The organism is Nocardioides sp. (assembly GCF_036374615.1).
Lineage (GTDB): Bacteria > Actinomycetota > Actinomycetes > Propionibacteriales > Nocardioidaceae > Nocardioides.
In genome coordinates this window covers 1-19,229 of record NZ_DASUTK010000151.1, presented here as the reverse complement: position 1 = coordinate 19,229, position 19,229 = coordinate 1, and the positions used below count along the sequence as shown (strand labels likewise).

18 protein-coding genes are annotated in these 19,229 nt (G+C 71.3%); 10 read left to right on the top strand and 8 right to left on the bottom strand.

Features of this window, described 5'->3' with window-relative positions:
* The first annotated feature begins 1 nt into the window (after position 1).
* Positions 2–697: a GTP cyclohydrolase II gene (locus VFZ39_RS11780; RefSeq protein ID WP_330865948.1), complete on the top strand. Its 696-nt coding sequence runs from the start codon at positions 2–4 to the stop codon at positions 695–697.
* A 43-nt stretch (positions 698–740) separates the two neighbouring features.
* Here VFZ39_RS11780 and VFZ39_RS11775 read toward each other — a convergent pair whose 3' ends face one another.
* Together VFZ39_RS11775 and VFZ39_RS11770 are read right to left on the bottom strand one after the other, a co-directional pair.
* Positions 741–1,697 (bottom strand): sigma-70 family RNA polymerase sigma factor, encoded by a 957-nt coding sequence (locus tag VFZ39_RS11775; protein ID WP_330865947.1) that lies wholly within the window; start codon positions 1,695–1,697, stop codon positions 741–743.
* 180 nt (positions 1,698–1,877) lie between these two features.
* Positions 1,878–4,010: a S9 family peptidase gene (locus tag VFZ39_RS11770; protein ID WP_330865946.1), complete on the bottom strand. Its 2,133-nt coding sequence runs from the start codon at positions 4,008–4,010 to the stop codon at positions 1,878–1,880.
* A 24-nt stretch (positions 4,011–4,034) separates the two neighbouring features.
* Between VFZ39_RS11770 and VFZ39_RS11765 the strand changes: the two genes are divergently transcribed.
* Complete coding sequence (locus VFZ39_RS11765; RefSeq protein ID WP_330865945.1) at positions 4,035–4,940, top strand: GNAT family N-acetyltransferase; 906 nt, start codon at positions 4,035–4,037, stop codon at positions 4,938–4,940.
* A gap of 453 nt (positions 4,941–5,393) precedes the next feature.
* Here the strand turns inward: VFZ39_RS11765 and VFZ39_RS11760 are convergent, their stop codons facing one another.
* Entirely contained in the window at positions 5,394–6,728 is a 1,335-nt protein-coding gene (locus tag VFZ39_RS11760) for a DNA polymerase IV (protein ID WP_330865944.1), read from the bottom strand.
* A gap of 145 nt (positions 6,729–6,873) precedes the next feature.
* On the opposite strand from VFZ39_RS11760, the gene VFZ39_RS11755 reads away from it, so the two are divergent.
* Complete coding sequence (locus VFZ39_RS11755) at positions 6,874–7,881, top strand: DUF4192 domain-containing protein (RefSeq protein WP_330865943.1); 1,008 nt, start codon at positions 6,874–6,876, stop codon at positions 7,879–7,881.
* A 65-nt stretch (positions 7,882–7,946) separates the two neighbouring features.
* Complete coding sequence (locus VFZ39_RS11750) at positions 7,947–9,410, top strand: glutamate--cysteine ligase (RefSeq protein ID WP_330865942.1); 1,464 nt, start codon at positions 7,947–7,949, stop codon at positions 9,408–9,410.
* A gap of 25 nt (positions 9,411–9,435) precedes the next feature.
* Here the strand turns inward: VFZ39_RS11750 and VFZ39_RS11745 are convergent, their stop codons facing one another.
* Positions 9,436–9,846, bottom strand: a complete 411-nt coding sequence (locus tag VFZ39_RS11745; RefSeq protein WP_330865941.1) for a hypothetical protein — start codon at positions 9,844–9,846, stop codon at positions 9,436–9,438.
* Between the two features lie 122 nt (positions 9,847–9,968).
* Between VFZ39_RS11745 and VFZ39_RS11740 the strand changes: the two genes are divergently transcribed.
* Positions 9,969–10,370 carry a universal stress protein gene (locus VFZ39_RS11740; protein ID WP_330865940.1) on the top strand — a complete coding sequence of 134 codons (402 nt, stop codon included), beginning with the start codon at positions 9,969–9,971 and terminating at the stop codon, positions 10,368–10,370.
* 6 nt (positions 10,371–10,376) lie between these two features.
* Here VFZ39_RS11740 and VFZ39_RS11735 read toward each other — a convergent pair whose 3' ends face one another.
* The gene (locus tag VFZ39_RS11735; RefSeq protein ID WP_330865939.1) at positions 10,377–11,363 is read right to left on the bottom strand and encodes a helix-turn-helix domain-containing protein; all 987 of its coding nucleotides are present in this window, start codon (positions 11,361–11,363) and stop codon (positions 10,377–10,379) included.
* Positions 11,364–11,571: 208 nt separating this feature from the next.
* Here VFZ39_RS11735 and VFZ39_RS11730 point away from each other — a divergent pair, with 208 nt between their 5' ends.
* The 5 genes from VFZ39_RS11730 to VFZ39_RS11710 all read left to right on the top strand — a co-directional run bounded on the left by VFZ39_RS11730 (position 11,572) and on the right by VFZ39_RS11710 (position 16,722).
* Positions 11,572–12,459 (top strand): alpha/beta hydrolase, encoded by an 888-nt coding sequence (locus VFZ39_RS11730; RefSeq protein WP_330865938.1) that lies wholly within the window; start codon positions 11,572–11,574, stop codon positions 12,457–12,459.
* Positions 12,437–13,003 carry an HhH-GPD-type base excision DNA repair protein gene (locus tag VFZ39_RS11725; protein ID WP_330865937.1) on the top strand — a complete coding sequence of 189 codons (567 nt, stop codon included), beginning with the start codon at positions 12,437–12,439 and terminating at the stop codon, positions 13,001–13,003. The genes VFZ39_RS11730 and VFZ39_RS11725 overlap by 23 nt, the downstream gene beginning before the upstream one ends.
* Before the next feature lie 132 nt (positions 13,004–13,135).
* Complete coding sequence (locus VFZ39_RS11720; protein ID WP_414690286.1) at positions 13,136–14,767, top strand: RNA polymerase sigma factor; 1,632 nt, start codon at positions 13,136–13,138, stop codon at positions 14,765–14,767.
* A 615-nt stretch (positions 14,768–15,382) separates the two neighbouring features.
* A complete protein-coding gene (locus tag VFZ39_RS11715; RefSeq protein WP_330865935.1) occupies positions 15,383–15,718 on the top strand; it encodes a VOC family protein in 336 nt (111 codons plus the stop codon).
* A complete protein-coding gene (locus tag VFZ39_RS11710; RefSeq protein ID WP_330865934.1) occupies positions 15,715–16,722 on the top strand; it encodes a M28 family metallopeptidase in 1,008 nt (335 codons plus the stop codon). Before VFZ39_RS11715 ends, VFZ39_RS11710 begins: the two co-directional genes overlap by 4 nt.
* On the opposite strand, the gene VFZ39_RS11705 is transcribed toward VFZ39_RS11710, so the two are convergent.
* The 3 genes from VFZ39_RS11705 to VFZ39_RS11695 all read right to left on the bottom strand — a co-directional run.
* Positions 16,714–17,853, bottom strand: a complete 1,140-nt coding sequence (locus VFZ39_RS11705) for a CapA family protein (RefSeq protein ID WP_330865933.1) — start codon at positions 17,851–17,853, stop codon at positions 16,714–16,716. The genes VFZ39_RS11710 and VFZ39_RS11705 overlap by 9 nt on opposite strands.
* Before the next feature lie 40 nt (positions 17,854–17,893).
* Positions 17,894–18,739 carry a DMT family transporter gene (locus VFZ39_RS11700; protein WP_330865932.1) on the bottom strand — a complete coding sequence of 282 codons (846 nt, stop codon included), beginning with the start codon at positions 18,737–18,739 and terminating at the stop codon, positions 17,894–17,896.
* A partial coding sequence (locus VFZ39_RS11695; protein ID WP_330865931.1) for a DUF456 domain-containing protein occupies positions 18,736–19,229 on the bottom strand: 494 nt, incomplete at its 5' end. The genes VFZ39_RS11700 and VFZ39_RS11695, both read right to left, overlap by 4 nt.

Genomic DNA, 19,229 nt, shown 5'->3' with positions numbered 1-19,229 from the left:
CATGACCGATCGCGTGCCGGAGCACGTCACGGATCCCGTGTGCCACCGGGTGTCACCGGCCACCGTCCGGCGCCGGGTCCGGCTGCCGTTGCGACGATCCGGGGGCGACGTGGTCGACGGTGTGCTCCACACGTTCGACGGGCTGGCCGACGGCCGCGAGCACGTGGTGGTCGCGCTCGGCGACTGCGTTGCCGGGCCGCCCGGCTCACGGGTGCCGCTGGTCAGGGTTCACAGCGAGTGCCTGACGGGGGACGTCCTGGGCAGCGCCCGCTGCGACTGCGGACCGCAGCTCGCCGAGGCGGTGGACCGGCTCAGCGAGCAGGGCGGTTACCTGGTGTACCTGCGACAGGAGGGCCGCGGGATCGGGCTCTACAACAAGATCGACGCCTACGCGCTGCAGGACGGCGGACTCGACACGTTCGAGGCCAACGAGGCGCTCGGGTTCGGCGGCGACGAGCGGTTGTACGACGTGGCGGCGCAGATGCTGCTCGGGCTCGGCGTCGACCGCGTGCAGCTGCTCACCAACAACCCCGACAAGGCGGCCCAGCTGCGCGCCGGAGGCGTGGCGGTCGAGGACAGCCTGCCGACCGGGCTGCACCTGTCATCGGCGAACCGCCGCTACCTGACGGCGAAGGCGTACCGCGGGCACCGGCTGCTGGGGCTGGTGGCCGCCGTGACACAAGCCGATCCGGCGTGAGGGACTCACGCCGGACCGGGTGGGGGCTGCTTCGGCTGCCTGGTCAGGCGGCCAGGTCGGGGTCGCCGAGCCGACGCAGCCGGTTGAGCGCTTCCCGCTCGAGCTGGCGCACCCGCTCGGCGGAGATTCCGTGCTTGATGCCGATGTCGGCCAGCTTGTGCTGGCGTCCGTCGACCAGGCCGTAGCGCGAGCGGATGATGTCGGCCGACCGCTCGTCGAGCTTGCCGACCAGCGCGTTGAGGCGGTCACGGGCCTCGTGGTCCAGCACGTCGAGGTCGGGCCCCGGGGTGCTCTCCTGCGCGATCAGGTCGCCGAGCGAGGTGTCCCCGTCCTCGTCGACGGGGGAGTCGAGGCTGACGTGCTCGCGACCCCACGAGAGCAGGTCCAGGACCCGCTCGACGTCCATCCCGAGCTCGGTGGCGATCTCCTCCGGCTCCGGGTCGCGGCCGAGCTGGCGCTCGAGTGTGCGGCGAGCACCGCCGACCTGGTTCAGCTCCTCGACGACGTGCACGGGGAGGCGCACGACGCGTGCCTGCTGCGCGATGCCTCGCGTGATGGCCTGCCGGACCCACCAGGTCGCGTACGTGGAGAACTTGTAGCCCTTGGCGTAGTCGAACTTCTCGACGGCGCGGATCAGGCCGGTGTTGCCCTCCTGGATCAGGTCCAGCATGGGCATCTGTGCGCGGCCGTACTTCCGGGCGATGGAGACCACCAGACGTAGGTTCGCCGTGATGAACGTGTCGATGGCGCGCTGACCCTCCTCGGCCAGCCACTCCAGCTCCTCACGCGTGGCGCGCATGGGGGCGCCGCCCTTGGCACGGGCGATCCGGCCGGTGTCGAGCAGGTGCTGGGCCATCAGCCCTGCCTCGATGGTCTTGGCCAGCTCCACCTCGGTGGCGGCGTCGAGCAGCGGGTTTCGCGCGATCTCATCGAGGTACAGCCCGACGCTGTCGCGGCCCTCGATCTCGCGGGCCCCGGCGGTCGCGGTTCGTGTCGCCATGGTGCAGCCCCCTTCCTTCGTCTCTTCCAACGCTCACGAGGCTCTGTGGATTCCCACCGAGGGTTCGGAGCTCTTGTCTGGATCGACGGGTGAGCAGGGTCAGAAGTTGCCTTTCCGGCCAACTCTCAGGGAGTTCTCAGGGGTGGACCTCCACCGCCTCGTGGCCGCCCCTGTACCCACTCACGCGAGCCCCATCCGGTCCAGCACCCATGCGAGAGTGAAAGCCCGGTCGTGCCACGACTTGTAGCGCCCGGAGACACCGCCGTGCCCAGCCGCCATCTCGGTCTTGAGCAGGAACTGGCGGCGCCCGACGGCGGTGGCGCGCAGCCGGGCGACCCACTTGGCGGCCTCGACGTACAGGACCCGGGTGTCGTGCAGCGAGCACTCCGCGAGGATCGGCGGGTAGTCGACGGCCGCGACGTTGTCGTAGGGCGCGTACGACGCGATGTAGTCGTAGGTCTCGGCGTCGGCCTCGGGATTGCCCCACTCGTCGTACTCGATGACGGTGAGCGGCAGGGAGGCGTCCAGCATGGTCGTCAGGTTGTCGACGAACGGGACGCCGGCGACCACGCCGGCGAAGGCCTCGGGCGCCAGGTTGGCCACGGCGCCGGCCAGCAGCCCGCCGGCGCTGGCTCCCTCGGCGACGAGGACGTCGGGCCGGGTGATCCTCGCGGCCACCAGATGGCGAGCGCACGACACGAAGTCGGTGAAGGTCGTGCGCTTGTGAAGGAGCTTGCCCTCGTCGTACCAGCGCCGCCCCATCTCGCCGCCGCCGCGGACGTGGGCGATAGCGAATCCGGCGCCCCGGTCGAGCAGCGAGAGCCGGGCGATGGAGAAGTAGGGGTCCATCGACGCCTCGTAGGCGCCGTAGCCGTACAACAGCACCGGGATCGGCCCGGCGTCGGTCGCACCGCGACGGCACACGAACGAGATCGGTACCCGCTCGCCGTCCTCGGCGTCGGCCCAGAGCCGCCGCTCCTGGTAGTCGGCCGGGTCGTAGCCGCCGAGCACGGGGGCCCGCCGCAGCAGGGTCAGCCGTCGCGACGCGACGTCGAAGTCGTACACAGACGAGGGCACGGTCATCGAGGTGTAGCCGACCCGGACGACCGGGGCGTCGAACTCGGGGTTGCCGGCCGACCCGACGGTGTAGATCTCCTGGTCGAACTCGACCAGGAAGTCATCGCTCACCCCGTCGTCACCGAGCGTGAGCAGCCGCAGCTGGGTGAGGCCGGCGCTGCGCTGGTGGATCAGCAGGTGCCCCGAGAACGCGTCCACGTCCTCGAGCCGGACCGCGGGGTCGTGCGCGATCAGCGGTCGCCACTCCTGGCCAGGGGTCGGGGCGACCGGCGCGGTCCCGAGCTCGAAGTCCGGCCCGGTGCGGTTGTGGAGCACCAGCAGCACGTCCTCGCCGGCGATGACGGCGTGCTCGACGCCGTACTCCACCCCCTCCTCGCGCTCCGCGAACACCCACAACCCGGCGTCGGGGCGCTCGGTGTCGAGCAGCCGCACCTCGGAGGTGATCTTGGAGCTGGAGACCACCTGCACGAACCGGTCGCTGCGGCTGCGTCCGACGCCGGTCCAGAAGCGGGGGTCGGCCTCGTGGTGGACCAGCTCGTCGTCGGCCTGGGCGGTGCCCAGCCGGTGCCGCCACACCTTGTCGGGCCGCCAGGTCTCGTCCACGGTGGCGTAGAAGAACGACCCGCTGTCGGGGTGCCAGGTGACGCCGCCGAGCACGCCGGTGATCGTGTCGGGCAGCAGCTCGCCGGCGTCGAGGTCCTTCACCCGCACCGTGTAGCGCTCGTCCCCGGTGACGTCGGTGGCGTAGGCGAGCAGTCGCGTGCTGGGGCTGACCGAGGATCCTCCGAGGGAGAAGAAGTCGTGACCGTCGGCGAGCTGGTCGAGGTCGAGCAGCAGCTCCTCGCCCGGCAGCGCAGGCTGGTCGGGGGCGCAGTCCTCGTCGGGCTGGGGCGGGGTCCAGTCGGCGGGGTCGGCGACCGGCACCCGGCAGCTGGCGCCGTACTCGCGGCCCTCGAACGAGCGCCCGTAGTACCAGTAGCCGCGACTGCGGGTGGGCACCGACAGGTCGGTCTCGAGGGTGCGGGCCTTGATCTCGTCGAAGATCTGCTGGCGCAGGTCGGCGAGATGGCCGGTGGCGGCCTGGGTGTGCTCGTTCTCGGCCTCGAGCAGCGCGCGAACGTCGGGGTCGTCCTTGTCGCGCAGCCAGTCGTACTCGTCGACCCGAGTTCGGCCGTGGTGGGTGGTGGTGACCGGCCGGCGGTCCGCGACCGGTGGGGCGAGGAGGGGCTGCGTCATGTCGTTCAATCTAGAGTGCGATCGGTGAGCGACCTTCCTCAGGAGCACGTCACCGATCCCGACGATCCGTTGGTCGCCGAGCTCGCCGAGCGGCAGTGGCACTGGCGGCTGCGGTACCGCTACCCCGACGCTGGGAGCGGGCGCACCGCGGCACGCGACCTGGTCCGCGAGCTGCTCGGCGGGTCGCGGCTCGTGCGCACCGCGGTCGGCTTCGTCTGGCTGGGGCCGGACGGCGAGCACACCCCGGTGCTCGACGTCAGAGCGTACGAGCCGGGAGATCCCGGGAGCGTAGCCGCGCTGCGCGAGGTGGCGACCGCGCTCGCCGGGTCGCCGCTGGCGACGAGCGTGCTGCCCGGCGAGCCCAGCCGAGAGGCGTTCGTCGCCGACGGATCGTTCCGGTTGACCGCGACGACGATGCGGCTCGACGTCACCGGCGCGGTTCCGGGAGAGGAGCTGGCCGACCGCGCGCAGGTCACGCCCATGACCGAGCAGGAGGTCACCGACTACCGAGCGGCTGCGGTGGCGTCGTACGCGCGTTCGCGTGAGGAGGCCGGCGAGTCCGCTGAGCTGGCGCGCAAGACCTCGGAGGCGTCCTTCGACGCGCTGCTGCCGGGTGGTCGACCGGGGGAGGGGCAGCACCTGTTCACGGTGCGACACGCGGGGGAGCGGGCGGGGGTCCTGTGGGTCTGCCGGCGGTGGCCCACCCAGGCGTGGGTGTACGACGTGGAGGTCGACCCGGCCTGGCGCGGCCACGGGTTGGGAGCCGCGGCGATGGTGCACGCGGCCCGGTGGACCCGGGCGGCCGGCCTGCCCTGGCTGGGGCTCAACGTCTTCGGCCCGAACGCTCACGCACGGTCCCTGTACGAGCGGCTCGGCTACGCGGTGGAGGAGGAGCACCTCGCCCGTCCTCACTCCACAGAAACCTCGTGAACCTGTGGAGGAACCGGCCCAGCCTGTGGAGTCTCGGCGTCCTGCTGTGGACAGCTGAGAAATGTCGGAAATAGTTGGCCGAACCCCTTGCGCAGCTGGTCTAGCGGCCCGTAGAACTCTCCCTACCAACTCGCCGCTTGCGGGGAGCTGGGGATCGAATCGGAGAGATGATCTGCACGGCGAGCTTGCTCGCCGCGTCGGCCCGGTGACGGGGGCGGCGGGGTTGGACGGCCGGATCGATCGATCGGGCGTCACTTACCGGTCAAAGCCGAGGGGCCCCTGATGCTCATACCATCAAGGGCCCCTCACCCTTTTCCGAGCCCAGTGTGCCCCGAACGCAATGAGGGGCGCACGTCGGGCGCGGAGGTTGAGGAGCGTCGACTCGGACCCGAGCGCAGCGAGGGGCCGAGTGACGCGCGTCTCGAAACCCGCGGACCGGGCCGAGTGACGCAGTCAACCCACGGCCTCGCCAGGCTCCGGCTCCGGCTCGGCCGGGGGTTGCCACACGTGCAGCGCGGGGTCGTCGACCGGGAACGACCGCACCGGACCCGGCTCGGTGAGGGCGGTCTCGAACCTCACCGTCACCACACCGCGGCCCGACCCCCACACCCAGCCGCGACCCATGTCGTCGTGCTCGACGTCCATCCCCGGCGCCCAGGACGACCGGCGCAGGGTCGGTGCCTCGACCTCGGGCAGCGGCTCGTCGTCCTCGCCGTCGTCGCCGAAGAGGTCCTCCTGGATCCAGTCGGCGAGGCCGGAGACCCCCACCCCCAGCAGCCGTACGCCGCCGGAGGTGTCCAGCTCGGCGAGCAGCCCGCGGGCGAGACGTCCGATCACCACGGCCCGGTCGGTGGGGGACGGCAGCGTCGAGGACCGACTGAGGGTCGTGAAGTCGTGCAGCCGGACCTTGATGGTCACGGTGCGACCTGACAGCCCGTGCTTGCGGAGCCGCTCCGCGACCTGCCCCGCCTGCCGGGTCAGGAGACCCTCCATCAGCTTCCGGTCGGTGAGGTCGACGTCGTAGGTGCCCTCGACCGACACCGACTTCGTCTCGCGCTCGGGGACCACCGCTCGGTCGTCCTCGGCGCGTGCGAACGCGTGCAGCCCCGTGCCGTGGGAGCGTCCGAGCAGCCGCACCAGCTCCTCGACGCTCACCGACTCCAGCTCGGCCACGGTGTGGATGCCGGCGCGCCGGAGCCGTTCGACGGTGGCCGGGCCGACGCCGGGGATCACGCTGACGTGCATCGGGCGCAACAGCTCCTGCTCGCCTCCGGGCGGGACGACGACCAGGCCATCGGGCTTGTCCAGGTCGCTGGCGACCTTGGCGATGAACTTCGAGGTACCGATCCCCACCGATGCAGTCAGGCCGCCGGTGACCTCCACCACCCGCGAGCGCAGCTGCTCCGCGAATGCGCGGACCGTCGGCACCTCGACGTCGGGCAGTCCGGCCGCCGCGAGGTCGACGAACGCCTCGTCCAGCGAGAGGGGCTCGACCAGTGGTGACACCCCGCGCAGCAGGTCCATCACGGCGCGGCTGGTGTCGCGGTAGGCGTGGAACCGCCCACTCAGGAACGCGGCGTGCGGGCAGCGCGCCCGGGCCTCGCGGGTCGACATCGCCGAGCGGATGCCGTAGCGACGGGCCTCGTACGACGCCGTGGAGACCACGCCCCGGCCGCCGACCCCGCCGACGACGACCGGCTTGCCCCGCAGCGAAGGCTTGTCGCGCTGCTCGACCGCCGCGAAGAACGCGTCGAGGTCGAGGTGGAGCACCGAGGCGTCCGCGCGCATGACCTGCAAACTACTGGCCACCTCCGGCAACCTGCTGGTGACCTTGGGGGCCGCCGACCGTCCACAGGTCGCGTTCGGGAGAGTTTCTCCACCGTCGGGTGCCCGCGGCGGCTCCGTGGTCGGCGCCAGCGGGGACCGTGATCGCATGACCTCTCCCGCCACCCCGGAGGACGGCCCGTTCGTCCGCCCGGTCGACCAGTCCGCCGGTCCGATGACGCTTCGTAGCGCCGAGGACGTGCTCGCTGCGGTCCGGGTCGTGCTCGGCTTCGAGCCGCACGACTCGATCGTCCTGATCTCGGCCGGCGGGCGCCATCCGCTCCAGGCGCGCCTCGACCTGCCCGGTCCCGACTGCTCGGGAAACGAGCTCGAGTCGGTCCTGGACCAGCTCACCGTCCAGCTGCTCGTGGCCCTGCGGCGGGCCAGTGCCCGGTGCGTGGTGCTCGTCGCGTACACCGGCCACGACCGGTTGGGCCGGCGCTGCCTGCGCGGCCTGGTGCGCCGTCTCACCCGGGCCGACATCAGCGTGGCCGAGGCACTGCGCACCGACGGCCGGCGGTGGTACCCGCTCGACCACGACCGATCCGATCTCACGGTGATCGGGGTGCCCTACGACGTGGACAGCCACCCGTTCGTGGTCGCGGCCGTGGTGGAGGGGCGGGTCGTCCACAGCAGCCGCGACGACCTGGCCGCGGCCCTTCGCCCCCAACCGGCGAGGGTGGCCGAGGTGGACGCCGCCCGGCCGCAGCCACCCGCGAGTGCGGACTGGGTCCGGGCGCAGGGGGACCGACATGCCCAGACCGGCACCAGCCCGTCACCCGCGGACGCCGCTCGGCTGCTGGTGACCATCGCGCTGACCGACGTACGCGAGACCGTCTGGACCGGAGCCGACCGCAGCGAGGCGTCGGCAGCGGTGCGCTTCTGGGCCGACCTGGTGAGGTGCGCTCCGGAAGACCTGGTGGGCGATGCGGCCGCCGTGCTCGCGTTCTACAGCTGGCTCAGCGGTGACGGCGCTCAGGCGTGGTGCGCGGTCGACCGGGCGCTGGAGGCAGACCCGGAGCAGCGGCTGGCGCAGGTCGTCGGCGACCTGCTCGAGGCGGCGTTCCCGCCTCACGAATGGGAGTCGACCCGCCAGGCGCTGGGGTTCGCGTCATGACCGGTCCGGGGTTCCGCATCGTGAGGGGGCTCGCCCGGGGCGCGAAACCTCCCTAGTGTCAGCGCATGGGTGAAGAGGTTGCCGCACAGGAGTTCTCCCGCGCCGATCGCACCCGGCACCGGGAGAAGGTCCGCCGCTGCCTCGACGTGTTCGCCCGGATGCTGCGTGAGGCGCGCTTCGACACCGACGACCCGATGACCGGCCTCGAGGTGGAGCTGAACCTCGTGGACGACAACGGCGACCCGGCCCTGCGCAACGCCGAGGCCCTCGCGGCGATCGCGGACCCGGGCTTCGTGACCGAGCTCGGCCAGTTCAACATCGAGATCAACGTCCCCCCGGTCAAGCTGCGCGAGGGCGGGCTGTCGACTTTCGAGGAGACCCTGCGCGAGAGCCTCAACTCGGCCGAGCAGAAGTCCGCCCAGGTCGGCGCGCACATGGTGATGATCGGCATCCTGCCGACCCTCGCCGAGGGGCACCTCTCCCTCGACAGCATCACGCCCAACCCGCGCTACCGGCTGCTGAGCGAGCAGATCATGTCGGCCCGAGGCGAGGACATCTCGATCGCGATCACGGGGAGCGAGCGACTGAAGACGACCGCGGACTCGATCGTCCCGGAGGCGGCCTGCACCAGCACCCAGTTCCACGTGCAGACCTCGCCGGACCAGTTCGCGCAGTACTGGAACGCCTCGCAGGCGATCACGGCGATCCAGATCGCGGTCGGGGCCAACTCGCCGTACCTGCTCGGCCGTGAGCTGTGGCGCGAGACCAGGATCCCGCTGTTCGAGCAGGCCACCGACACCCGCAGCGAGGAGCTGAAGGCGCAGGGGGTCCGGCCGCGGGTGTGGTTCGGCGAGCGGTGGATCACCTCGGTGTTCGACCTCTTCGAGGAGAACGTCCGGTTCTTCCCGGCCCTGCTCCCGATCACCGAGGAGGAGGACCCGCTCGAGGTGCTCGAGACCGGTGGGACGCCCGAGCTCCACGAGCTGCGACTCCACAACGGCACCATCTACCGCTGGAACCGGCCGGTCTACGACACCGTCGAGGGCGTTCCACACCTGCGGGTCGAGAACCGCTGCCTCGGGGCCGGGCCCACGGTTGCCGATCTGCTCGCGAATGCTGCCTTCTACTTCGGCCTGGTGCGCGGCCTGGCCGAGAGCGAGCGGCCGCTGTGGTCGCAGATGTCGTTCTCGGCCGCCGAGGAGAACTTCCACGCCGCAGCTGAGCACGGCATCGACTCCCAGGTCTACTGGCCCGGCGTCGGGCAGGTCCCGACCTCCGAGCTGGTGCTGCGGCGGCTGCTGCCGATGGCCTACGAGGGTCTGGCGGAGTGGGGCGTGCCGACCGCGGAGGCGGACCGGATGCTGGGGATCATCGAGCAGCGCTGCCTCACGGGTAGCAACGGAGCGGAGTGGTTCGTACGGCGGATGCACGACCGGTCGGACCTGGACCGCTACGACGCACTCCGCGCGACGCTGGAGGAGTACCGCGTCAACATGCACACCAACGAGCCGGTCCACACCTGGGACTGACGGCCTTTGCCAGGCGTGGGCCCGCTCAGCCGCGGATCCGCTGCCACTGCCGCCGCAGACCGCTGCGAGGGTCCCACCAGCCGTGCCGGGTCACGACCACCCAGGTCAGGTCGCGGCCGGCCTCGGCGTAGGCGCTGGCCGCCGCAGCGAGCCAGGCCAGGTCGACGTCCTGGGGTTCCAGCTCGCCGGGACGTGTCAACCAGACCAGGTGCGCCTCCCGGGTCGTCCGCGCCAGCAGCGCGGCGCAGACATCGGACCGCAGGGCGTGATCGGTTCCACTGAGCGCGGCGGCCGCGCTGAGCTCGCGCCCGCCCGGCCGCCCCACGTGCAGCACCGGCGCGAACCGCCGCCGGTGCTCGCCGCCGGCGTGTCGGCGTACGGCCTCCCGCAGCAGCAGGGCTGCGGGACGGGGCAGCGGATCCTCGAACAGCGGCACGCCATCAGCCTGCCTGATCGTGGCCACGTACCGACCGGTCCTCCACAGGCTGCCGGTGGGGGCTCCGATTCGGTAGCGTGCAGACCAGGGCCGTCCGGCCACAGCCGAGCTGAGGAGAGTCAATGGGGACCGTCGTGGTGGGTTTCGTGCCGAAGCCGGAGGGCGAGGCGGCCCTCAACAGCGGAATCGCGGAGGCGAAGCTGCGGGGCGCCAAGATCGTGGTGGTCAACTCCCACCGCGGCGGGAGCGAGTTCGACGACGACGCCTCGGTGAAGGCCGACAAGGACATGGAGCGGATCGGGAAGCTGCTCGAGGAGTCCGGCGTCGAGCACGAGCTGCGCCAGCTGGTGCGTGGTTTCGAGCCCGCCGAGGACCTGATCAGCATCGCCGAGGCCGCCGACGCCGAGCTGATCGTGATCGGACTTCGGCGCCGCTCGCCCGTGGGCAAGCTGATCCTGGGCAGTAACGCGCAGCGGATCCTGCTCGACGCCAAGTGTCCGGTGCTGGCGGTCAAGGCGGGCTGACGGAGCTCAGTCCTGCCCGGGGCTCCCGGCACCCTCTGTCGGGGCCTGCGCAGCTCGGTTCACCGCCTGCCACTCGCGCGGCGAGAGGCCGTAGGTCGCCCGGAACCGGCGGGCGAAGTGTGACGCGCTGCTGAACCCCCACCGGTGGGCGAGAGCGGCCACGGAGTCTCCCGTGGGTGAGACTCGCGCCAGTTCCTCGTGGGCGCGCTCGAGCCGTTGCTCGATGATCCATTGCTCGAGGCGCAGGCCGGCTCGGGCGCAGGTCTTGTAGAGCTGACGCAACGACACGTGGTTGGCCGCGGCGATCGCCTCCGGGTCCAGGCCGGGGTCTGCGAGATGCTCGCGGACGAACGCCTTCACCCGGAGCAGCAGCACGTCCTCGAGGGCCTCCCGACCGAGCCGGTCATCGCCGGACACGCTGGCCAGGAGTGCGCGGGCCAGCGCCACCGTCGCGGTGCCGAGCGAGGCCGCGGCCGCGGCGTTGACCTCGTCGCCGACCCTGCGGACCTCGGTCATGTGGTGGCTGAACAGGGGTGCCAGCGGGCTCTTGCCGACGTGCTCGAGGGTGGGAGCCACGACGTCGCGCGGTACACCGAGCAGGTGCGCGGGCACCTTGGCCGTGATGGTCCAGGTGTCGCTGACCCGGTGGACGAACGGCTCGGACAGGTTCGTGGCCCAGACGTCGGAGGGACGCAGCGCCAGCTCATGGTCTCCCTGGCGATGCGAACCGAGCCCCTTGAGCCCCCACGTGAAGGCCAGCATCGACTCGTCGTCGCCGTCGCCGCGTCGTGGGGACCGCCGCAAGGTGTGTGCGGAGCACTGCGTGTCGAAGACCTCCACGCCCCCGAGGTCCCACCGGGTCATGTGCAGGTGCAGGCGCTCGCCGCCGTAGTCGGGTGTCATGAACGAGGCCGAGGTCGCGCTCGTCACGGAGTCCACGATCGCGCCGCGGCGTTCGCGAACAGGCAGCGAGGCACTGTCGAAGACGAGCATGACAGCCCTTTCCTGAGGCCGGCGGGTCGAGTGGTCGGGTGATCCCGAGCCTCCGACGCACCGAACTCTAGCGAGATTCGGGCGTCTCAGGGTGCACGGAAATGGCCCGACACTGCCCGATCGCCTACCGAGGTATCGCGTGGGGCCGGATCCGGGCAGGACCATCGTTCGGACCGGTGCTCACATCCGCGGACAACAGGAGCCGACCATGAACGACCAACCCGTCAGCAAGCCCGACACCGTCGTCCTCGTCCACGGACTCTGGATGACCCCCCGCAGCTGGGAGGGGTGGATCAGCCACTTCGAGAGCAAGGGGTTCTCCGTGCTGGCGCCCGGGTACCCCGGCTTCGAGGTCGAGGTCGAGACGCTCCGCGAGAACCCCCAGACGATCGCCGATCTGACCGTGCCGGACACGGTCGACCATCTGGCGAAGGTCATCGAGTCGGTGGCCACGCCGCCCATCATCATGGGCCACTCGTTCGGCGGAACTCTCACCCAGCTGCTCCTTGCACGTGGCCTCGGCTCCGCCGGGGTCGTGGTGGACTCCGCGCCCACCGAGGGTGTCCGCGTGAACCCGCTGTCGCAGGCGAAGTCGCTGTTCCCCGCCCTGAAGAATCCGGCGAACCGTCACAAGGCGGTGGGCTTCACGCCCGAGGAGTTCCACTACGCCTTCACCAACACCTTGACCGAGGAGGAGTCGCGGAAGGTGTGGGAGCGGTACGCGATCCCGGCGCCGGGCAACTGGGTGTGGGAGTTCGGACTGTTCGCGAACTTCAAGCCCGGTCACCAGGACACCTGGGTCGACTACGACGCCGACCGGGCCCCGCTGCTGTTCATCGCGGGGGAGAAGGACCACATCATGCCGCCGTCGGTGAACCGTTCCAACGCGAAGCACTACAAGAAGTCGCCGGCGGTCACCGACTACCACGAGTTCGCCGGACGCGACCACTGGACCTGCGCCGCACCCGGCTGGGAGGCGGTCGCCGACTTCGCCCTCGACTGGGCGGTCGAGCACGCGCGGACGGACCGGCCGTGGGCTGCCGCCGGAGAAGACGTGCGGGATACTCGCTCGTATGGCGATCCACATCACCGGTGACGCACACGCCGACCAGGTCCTGACCGACTCCCCGTTCGCACTGCTGGTGGGGATGATGCTCGACCAGCAGTACCCGATGGAGCACGCGTTCCGCGGTCCGGCGAAGGTGCTGGACCGGTTCGGCTCGATCGAGCCGGCCGACATCGCTGCCGCGGACCCCGAGCGGTTCGCCGAGCTCAGCTCCACCCCGCCCGCGATCCACCGGTTCCCGGGATCGATGGCCGCCCGGCTGCAGGAGCTCGCGCGGATCGTGGTCGACCGGTACGACGGTGACGCCTCACGGATCTGGACCGAGGCGAGCGATGGCAAGGACCTGCTGAAGCGGGTGCAGGCGTTGCCTGGGTTCGGCAAGCAGAAGTCCCAGATCTTCGTCGCGCTGCTCGCCAAGCAGCTCGGCGTCCGGCCGCACGGCTGGGAGCAGGTGGTCGGGGCGTACGCCGAGGACGGCTACCGGTCGGTGGCCGACGTCGTCGACGCGGCGTCCTTGCAGAAGGTTCGCGACCACAAGAAGGAGATGAAGGCCGCGGCGAAGGCTGCGCGCTGACACGGGTCGACGTGCCGGCGTCAGACGGGTGCGCCGGTTCTGATCCCGCTTCGGCCGCGTGGCACAATGGCGATCGCGGCTCTTGACGACACCGGGCCTTGCCGCGCCCATAGCCCCTGACGAGAGGTGTTCGTGTCCTCGAACGCGCGCAAGCAGCTTCCCGCCGAGGTGCTGGCACACCCCGCCGTGCTGGCTCTCATCGAGCGAGGTCAACCGAATGGCAGTATCACCCCCGACGAGGTCAGGCGGGCCAGTGAGGACGCAGCGGTCGAGGGCCGTCACCTCAAGGCGCTCCTGGCACACCTGAGCAGTCTGGGCATCACGGTCAGCATGCCCGTCGCGTCTCGAGCCCTCGCGGCGAGCAGCACCCGGACGAGCACCTCGTCGGCCGCGAAGAAGGCTCCCGCCAAGAAGGCGGCTGACAGGCCGGCAGCCAAGAAGGCCGACGCCAAGTCGACGTCGAAGAAGACGACCGACAAGCCAGCGGCGAAGAAGACCGCGCCGAAGAAGGACGCCAAGAAGAGCGACGCGCAGCCGGCCGCGAAGAAGACCGCGACCGCGGACAAGAAGCCTGCCGCCAAGACCGCGTCCAAGACCCCTGCGAAGACCGCGTCCAAGACCGCTGCCAAGACCGCCGCCAAGAAGACCTCGGCGAAGCCCGCGACGACCGAGGACGTCGAGACCGTCGTGATCGGTCCCGACGGCAAGAAGATCCTGCCCGACCTCCCCGACGAGCAGTTCGAGAAGGACGTCGCCACCGACCCCACCCTCAAGGAGGAGGAGAAGGAGGCCTCGTTCGTCGTCTCCGACGCCGACGAGAGCGGTGAGCCTGAGCAGCAGGTCACCGTCGCCGGCGCGACCGCCGACCCGGTCAAGGACTACCTCAAGCAGATCGGCAAGGTTCCGCTGCTGAACGCCGAGATGGAGGTGGAGCTCGCCAAGCGGATCGAGGCCGGCCTGTTCTCGGAGGAGAAGCTCGGCAAGGGCGGCAAGCTCAGCGCCAAGCTCACCGAGGAGCTGGAGTGGATCGCCGAGGACGGCCGCCGCGCCAAGAACCACCTCCTCGAGGCGAACCTGCGGCTCGTGGTCTCGCTGGCCAAGCGCTACACCGGTCGCGGCATGCTCTTCCTCGACCTGATCCAGGAGGGCAACCTCGGCCTGATCCGCGCGGTCGAGAAGTTCGACTACACCAAGGGCTACAAGTTCTCGACCTACGCGACCTGGTGGATCCGGCAGGCGATCACCCGGGCCATGGCCGACCAGGCCCGCACCATCCGGATCCCGGTGCACATGGTCGAGGTCATCAACAAGCTGGCCCGGGTCCAGCGGCAGATGCTGCAGGACCTCGGTCGGGAGCCGACTCCCGAGGAGCTCGCCCACGAGCTCGACATGACGCCCGAGAAGGTCATCGAGGTGCAGAAGTACGGCCGGGAGCCGATCTCGCTGCACACTCCGCTCGGCGAGGACGGCGACTCCGAGTTCGGCGACCTGATCGAGGACTCCGAGGCGATCGTGCCGGCCGACGCGGTGTCGTTCACGCTGCTCCAGGAGCAGCTGCACGCCGTCCTCGACACGCTCTCCGAGCGCGAGGCCGGCGTGGTGTCGATGCGGTTCGGCCTCACCGACGGCCAGCCCAAGACGCTCGACGAGATCGGCAAGGTCTACGGCGTCACCCGTGAGCGGATCCGGCAGATCGAGTCCAAGACCATGTCGAAGCTGCGCCACCCCAGCCGCTCACAGGTCCTGCGCGACTACCTCGACTGAGGGAAGACCGCCTGCGCGCAACGCCTCCGGTCCGTCAGAGGACGAGGAACAGGATCAGGATCACGACCAGGACCAGGGCGACGAGGGCGATGGTGCGAGTGTTCATGTGACTCTCCGATCGACGGGGGTTGTGCGCATGGACGCTAGCAGTCCGCGGGCGCGCGAGGGCTCCACGACAGGCCGTTTCCTGCACGTGTAGATCGCGTGGGCGAGGCGTTGACGCCGCGGCATTCCGGCACCACCCGAACGGGCTAGCCGCTCTGGTCCATCCGGGCCGGAGGGCTGGACCACCCGGAGATTTTGCGGCGTCCGCGAGTCGCGTGGCCCTACGCTTCGGGCAGTACGACGGCACGGGGGGTGTCGTCGTCCGGGGGGAGGGGCCATGCTGCCCGTTGTCGTTTTCTCAGGTCTGTTGGCCGTCATGATGCTGGTCGTCTGGGTCCACCACCATCGCTTCTACCGTCCGCAAGGGCGGCACGTCGCGGGCTCGTCGCAACGCGACGCACGTCGTGGTGGTCGTCGCCTCGCCAAGCACGCGATGTACTGACCACGGTCCGACTGACAAGGACGGCCGCCGAGCCGTGCTTGTGCGCGCTCGCGCCGTACCCTGAGCCTGTGCCCAGCTTCGTCAAGTCCGTGACGTTCGACTGCGGTGATCCGCTTGCGGCGGCGCACTTCTGGGCCGCTGCCCTCGGATCCAACGTCGACGAGGACTCCACCGAGGATCGGGCTTTCGTCGAGGCGCCCGGCTGGGGCGGGCCGAACATGTGGTTCGTGCGCGTTCCCGAGACCAAGAGCGCCAAGAACCGGGTCCACTTCGACCTGCGGGCACCGGGGACGATCGCCGAAGAGGTGGTCCGGCTCGAGGCGCTGGGCGCCACGGTCCTCACACCGGGCGAGGACCTCGTGGTCATGCAGGACCCGGAGGGCAACGAGTTCTGCGTCGAGTGACCGGACCCCGCGCACCGTTGCTCGCCGCCGCGCTGGCGCTCGCCGCGGTCGCGGCTGGCTGCAGCCTCGACGACCCAGAGGGGCCGGCCGCCCCGCCGACGAGTTCTTCGTCAACGGCGGACACGGATCGGACGGAGCCGACGCCGGGCTCCTCCACGTCTCCGACCGAGCCCGCGCCGGACCCCGTCCCGGTACGGCCGGCCGACTTCGACGTACGCCGGGCGCAGGGTGCCGTGCAGCACCTGGCCGGGCGGATCGGACCCCGACCAGGCACGAGTGCGGCGTTCGACCGGGCCGCCGTCTGGGTCTCCGGGGAGCTCGAGAGTCTCGGCTACCGGGTCCGGCGGCAGTCGTTCGCGGCACCAGCCGGCGTCTCCTGGGGAGTGCCCGTCCCGGCCGGCCGCTCGGTCAACGTGGTCGCCACGCCCCCGGCACTCGACCCCACCGCACCGCACCTGGTGGTCGGTGCTCACCTCGACACCGTTCCGCAGGCGCCGGGCGCGGAGGACAACGGCTCCGGCGTCGGGGTGCTGCTCGCGGCGGCGGCCGCGGCGGCCGAGCGCGAGACCCGGCTGCCGGTCGTCTGGGTGGCGTTCGGCGCCGAAGAGCCCCGCGGCCCGACCGACGCCGACCATCACTACGGCTCACGGGCCTACGTCGCCTCGCTGGGTTCGGCGCAGCGGCGTGCGGTCCGGGGCATGGTGGCGCTGGACCGGGTGGGCGTGGGGGAGCAGGTGCCGGTGGGCTCCGCAGCGGAGTCCGACCCGGTGCAGCGCGCCCTGCTCGCGGCCGGGCGGCGTGCGGGGGTCCCCACGACTCCGGACCCGTTCCAGCGCAGCAGCGACCACTGGTCGTTCGTCCGGGAGGGGCTGCCGGGGGCGAGGCTCGGAAGCACGCCGTACGCCGGGTATCACTCGGCCGCGGACGTGCCGTCGGTCGTGGACCCTGACCAGCTCGAGCAGGTCGGACGCCTCCTCCTCGCCTGGCTGGCGCCGTCAGGGTGAACGGAACCGCCCTCGACTCGTCGAGCGCACGTCCGCGAGGATGCCCTCGGCCACGGCTCCCTCGACCCGCCGCGGCGCGAAGTCAGGACCCATCCGGTAGGGCTCGAGCCGGACGCCCGCCAGCCGGTCGCCGCGGAACGTCGCGACCAGCATCACGCCCTCCATCGTCTGCTCCATGAAGTCCATGTCGAAGACGAAGTTGCCGAGCGAGTGGGCGATCACGGCGCGACCGACCGGTTCGAGACCCTGCACCCAGTGCGGGTGACCGCCCGCGACCAGGTCCGCGCCAGCCCGTACCAGCGCCCGGCCGACCTGCGACTGGACCGGCTCCGGGGCGTGCGTGTACTGGGTTCCCCAGTGGGGGAGCACGATCACGACGTCGACGCGGGCGCTCAGCCGGCGCACCAGGCCGGTGACGTGGTCGAGGTCGGCCCGCTGGAGCGGGCCGGTGCGCGGCGGCATTCGGACCGACAGTGCGCCGGCCGAGCCGGGCGCCGCTCGAGGGGTCTCGCCGATCGCGTTGAACCCCACGAAGCCGAAGCTCACCCCGTTGCGGCGTACGACGGCGGGGCGACTGGCCCGGGCGAGGTCGTGCCCGGCGCCGAAGGACCGGATCCGCCGGCCTCGGAACGCCCGCAGCGTCTCGTCGAACGCGACCGGACCGAAGTCGCCGGTGTGGTTGTTGGCGAGGGAGAGTGCGTCGAAGCCGATCCGTTCGAGCCCGGCCAGAGTGCCGGGCGGGGCGGCGAACGAGTCGTCCCCGGGCTGCTGCGGCTCCCCGTTGTCCGACAAGGTGCTCTCGAGGGTGCCGATCGCGATGTCAGCGCGGCGTACCCGCCCCGCGACGAAGCGGAGCGGCCGCACCGGTGCCTCGGGTGTGGCCACGCCGCGGCCGAGCATGATGTCGCCGACCACCAGCACGCGCGTGACGGGCCGCGGCTCCTCGCTCGGGGGCGACGGCGCCGGGCCTGCTGGGTCCGAGGAGGTCGTCGCTCTTGGTGCGTTCGAGGGCACCGAGGCGGGCTCGGCAGACCCTCCGCTGCACCCGGCGGTCGACCCGGCCAGCACGAAGCTCATCAGCAGCGCGGCGACCACCGGCAGCCGTGGGGCGGCGTACCACCGACCGGACATGCACCCACGGTACGGACCTGACGGGGTCGGTGTGCGGGGGTCAGCCGGCGACGACCAGCGCCACCGCGGCCCCGCACAGCACCAACCCGATCGCCTGCCACCGGTGCACGTGCTCGCGGAGCACGGTCGCCGCGAGCAGCACCGTGAACGCTGGGTACAACGAGGCGAGCACCGCCGTGACCGTCAGGAACCCCTGCTGACTGGCCAGCAGGAACGCACCCGTGGCAGTCGCGCCGAGCACACCGGTCGCCGCACCGGCGTACGCCGCGCGGGAGCGGGGGACCCACGCGGCTCGGGCCACGACTGCCGCGGCCACGATCACCAGGGTGGCCACGAGCTGGTTGAGCGCGAGCGGGGTGAACCCTGCCGACTCGGGGATCTGTGCCAGCGCGGCGAACAGGGTGCCGAACCCGAGGCCCGCCAGAACCCCGTCGAGCACCCCGGAACCCACCGGACGGGCGCCGGTGATGTCCTCGGCCGCGGGCTCACGGGCCACCAGCCAGATGCCCGGCATCGCCGCGATGATGCCCGACCAGACCAGCACCCCGGGGCGCTCCCCGGCGACCAGTCCGACGACCACGGGCAGCAGCGCCGCGCCGACCCCCGAGACGGGTGCGACCACGCCCATCCGGCCCGACGACAGGCCCCGGTAGAGGAAGACCGTGCCGAGCCCGTTGCCGACTCCCGCGAGCACCGCCCAGCCGAAGTCGGCCCGCACGGCATCGCCGGACGTGAGCAGCGAGACCCCGAGCATCAGGACGCCGCCGGCCGCCTGGCCGACCAGTGCCACCGACCAGGGGCTGGCCCGCTTGGAGAACACGCCGCCGATGAAGTCGGACAGGCCGTACGCCGCGGCGGAGCCGAGCGCGAGGAGGACTGCGATCACGTGAGGACCACGCCTGCGACCCAGGTCGCGGCCGCGAGCATGCCGGTCGCGAGCTCGATCAGGATGCTGAGGCCGGCCGCACGCAGCGCTGCCTTCGTGCTGGGCCAGGCCGCGGCGCCGCCGACCCGGCGGTGCTCGGCGACGTACACGCCGAGCACGAAGCCCAGGAACAGCCCGATGACCGGTACGACGAAGAACCCGACCAGGCCGAACGCGACCCCGGTCCACTGGGTGGACGACGGGATCCCGATCCCCTTGAGCCGGCGTCCAGGGACGGCGTACTTCGCCACCGCACCGATCAGCGTCAGGAGCGTCGCGACAGCGAGCACGATCCAGCCGGTGCGCTCACCGAGCTCGGTGGCCCACACCAGGATCGCCCCGAGGATGAGCAGCGCCCCGGGAAGGATCGGGACCAGGATGCCGAGCAGGCCGATCGCGATGGCGACCGCGACGGCGAACTCCAGCAAGCTCACGGCGACACCCTCCCACA